Source organism: Streptomyces graminilatus (assembly GCF_001418565.1).
Lineage (GTDB): Bacteria > Actinomycetota > Actinomycetes > Streptomycetales > Streptomycetaceae > Streptomyces > Streptomyces graminilatus.
This window is the reverse complement of the sequence record NZ_LIQQ01000846.1, coordinates 1-1,746: the sequence shown is the minus strand read 5'-3', so window position 1 is coordinate 1,746 and position 1,746 is coordinate 1. Positions and strand designations below refer to the sequence as shown.

Below are 1,746 nucleotides of genomic sequence, written 5' to 3'. Positions count from 1 at the left end.
TCCCATGCCTGACCCGCTTCCCCGCCCGTTTACCCACCCGGCTGCCCGCCGGCCCGCCGGCCCGCCGGCCGAGCCTGCCTCTACGTCGCGCCCGAGACCCGGCCGAGCAGGCTCATGAACAGTTCGCGTTCCACGACCGTGAGGGGTGCCAGCAGCTCGTCGTTGGCCTTTCGCGCGGCCCGCTCACAGCGGGCCAGCAGCCGGCGGCCCTCAGCCGTGACGGTCACCGCGTTCTTGCGCCGGTCGTGCGGATCCGGTGCGCGCACGACCAGTGAGGCGCCCTGAAGGTCGTTGAGCACGCCGACCATGTCCTTGGCATCGAGTCCCACCTCACGCACCAGCTCGGCCTGCGCGACCGGGCCCAGCTCGGCGGCGGCGGAGAGCACCACGTGATGCCACATCTTCAACCCCTCACCGGCCAGCGCGGCGGCGACCAGCGCCCGCCCGCGGTCGGCTGCCCTCCCCAGGATCCAACTGGGGAGGACGCGTATGGAATGAAGTTCGACAGACATATGGAAAGACTAGCCAATAATCATTGGACCTCCCAATGGTTATACGCTTATCGTTGGAGCTCCCAACGGTTTCCACAGGTACGAGGTGCGAGGTGCGGATGCGCCGTGTTCGGTACGGGCACACGGGTGGTCCCCTGTTCCAGGGGGAGGTCCCCGTGGTCCGCAAGGTGACCGGGCTGTCTTTCAGCCACGGTCACGCCGACCCGTCGCCCACCCCCGCGCCGGCCACCCTCGCCTCAGGCGGCCGTCCGCTCGCGTACGGCTCCGGCGGCGGCGCGATACAGGCGTACGACCTGCCGGTGGGCGCCACGACCGTCGCCGAGTTCCCCATGCGCCGAATAGCCCGCGAACGACCCGAGTTGTACGAGCGGTGGCGCCGCGAGCTGTAGCGGCTGTTCACCGCGGGAGCCGTACGACCGGTGGCGCACGGGGAGTTCGCACCGGCGGACGCGGCCGGCGCACACCGGGTCATCGAGTCCCGGACCAACCTCGGCAAGGTTGTCCTGATCCCTTGACACACGGTTCTTGTGGGGCGACTGAGCATCCAACTACCGTCTGATGCGCGCACGTTGGACGTAGGATGTCCAGATTTTCGGATGCCCGATTGTTCAGATGTCCAGACCTCTGAAGTCACGAACTCTCACGTCACGAACTCTGAAGTCCAGACGCATGAAGTCCAGACGTTGAAGGGCAGGGCCGTACATGCCGTCAAGTCTTCGCGCACGCCTCAGATCCACCTTCGCGGCCGTGTTCACCACGGCCGCTCTGCTGCTCGCGCTGCCGAGCCCCGCGGGCGCCCAACAGGCCACCGGTACGGCCGCGTTCGAGCAGCAGGTGCTCTTCCGGGCCTCCCAGGACCCCGGTTACGCCTGTTACCGGATCCCCGCGATCGTCCGGACCCTGAAGGGCACACTGCTGGCCTTCGCCGAGGGGCGCAAGGACAACTGCGGGGACGCCGGTGGCATCGATATCGTCGTCAAGCGGTCGACCGACGACGGGGTGACCTGGGGGCCGGTCCAGGTGGTCAATGACGGCGGGGTGGACACGCACGGCAACCCGGCGCCGATCGTGGACCGGGAGACCGGCCGCATCCTCCTCGCGGAGAGCTGGAACACGGGCCGGGGCGGCGGCAACTGCCCGGTGCCGTGCGACCGTACGCCCCATCTGCAGTACAGCGACGACGACGGGCTGTCCTGGTCCCAGCCGCGCGACCTGAGCGCCGAGGTCATGCCGC

2 protein-coding genes and 1 pseudogene are annotated in these 1,746 nt (G+C 68.7%); 2 read left to right on the top strand and 1 reads right to left on the bottom strand.

From position 1 onward, the window contains the following. Window positions 1–80 precede the first annotated feature (80 nt). Complete coding sequence (locus tag AOK08_RS42160) at window positions 81–512, bottom strand: MarR family winged helix-turn-helix transcriptional regulator (RefSeq protein ID WP_055535886.1); 432 nt, start codon at window positions 510–512, stop codon at window positions 81–83. A 212-nt stretch (window positions 513–724) separates the two neighbouring features. Between AOK08_RS42160 and AOK08_RS44340 the strand changes: the two are divergent. Together AOK08_RS44340 and AOK08_RS42150 are read left to right on the top strand one after the other, a co-directional pair. Continuing rightward, window positions 725–1,027: pseudogene (locus AOK08_RS44340) on the top strand (zinc-binding dehydrogenase); the annotation flags it as partial. Window positions 1,028–1,214: 187 nt separating this feature from the next. After that, the coding region (locus tag AOK08_RS42150) for an exo-alpha-sialidase (RefSeq protein WP_198539573.1) at window positions 1,215–1,746 on the top strand (532 nt) is incomplete at its 3' end.

Bases quoted from the DNA above. Each gene is read 5' to 3' on its own strand.
- AOK08_RS42160 (WP_055535886.1), bottom strand. From the start codon at position 512: ATGTCTGTCGAACTTCATTCCATACGCGTCCTCCCCAGTTGGATCCTG.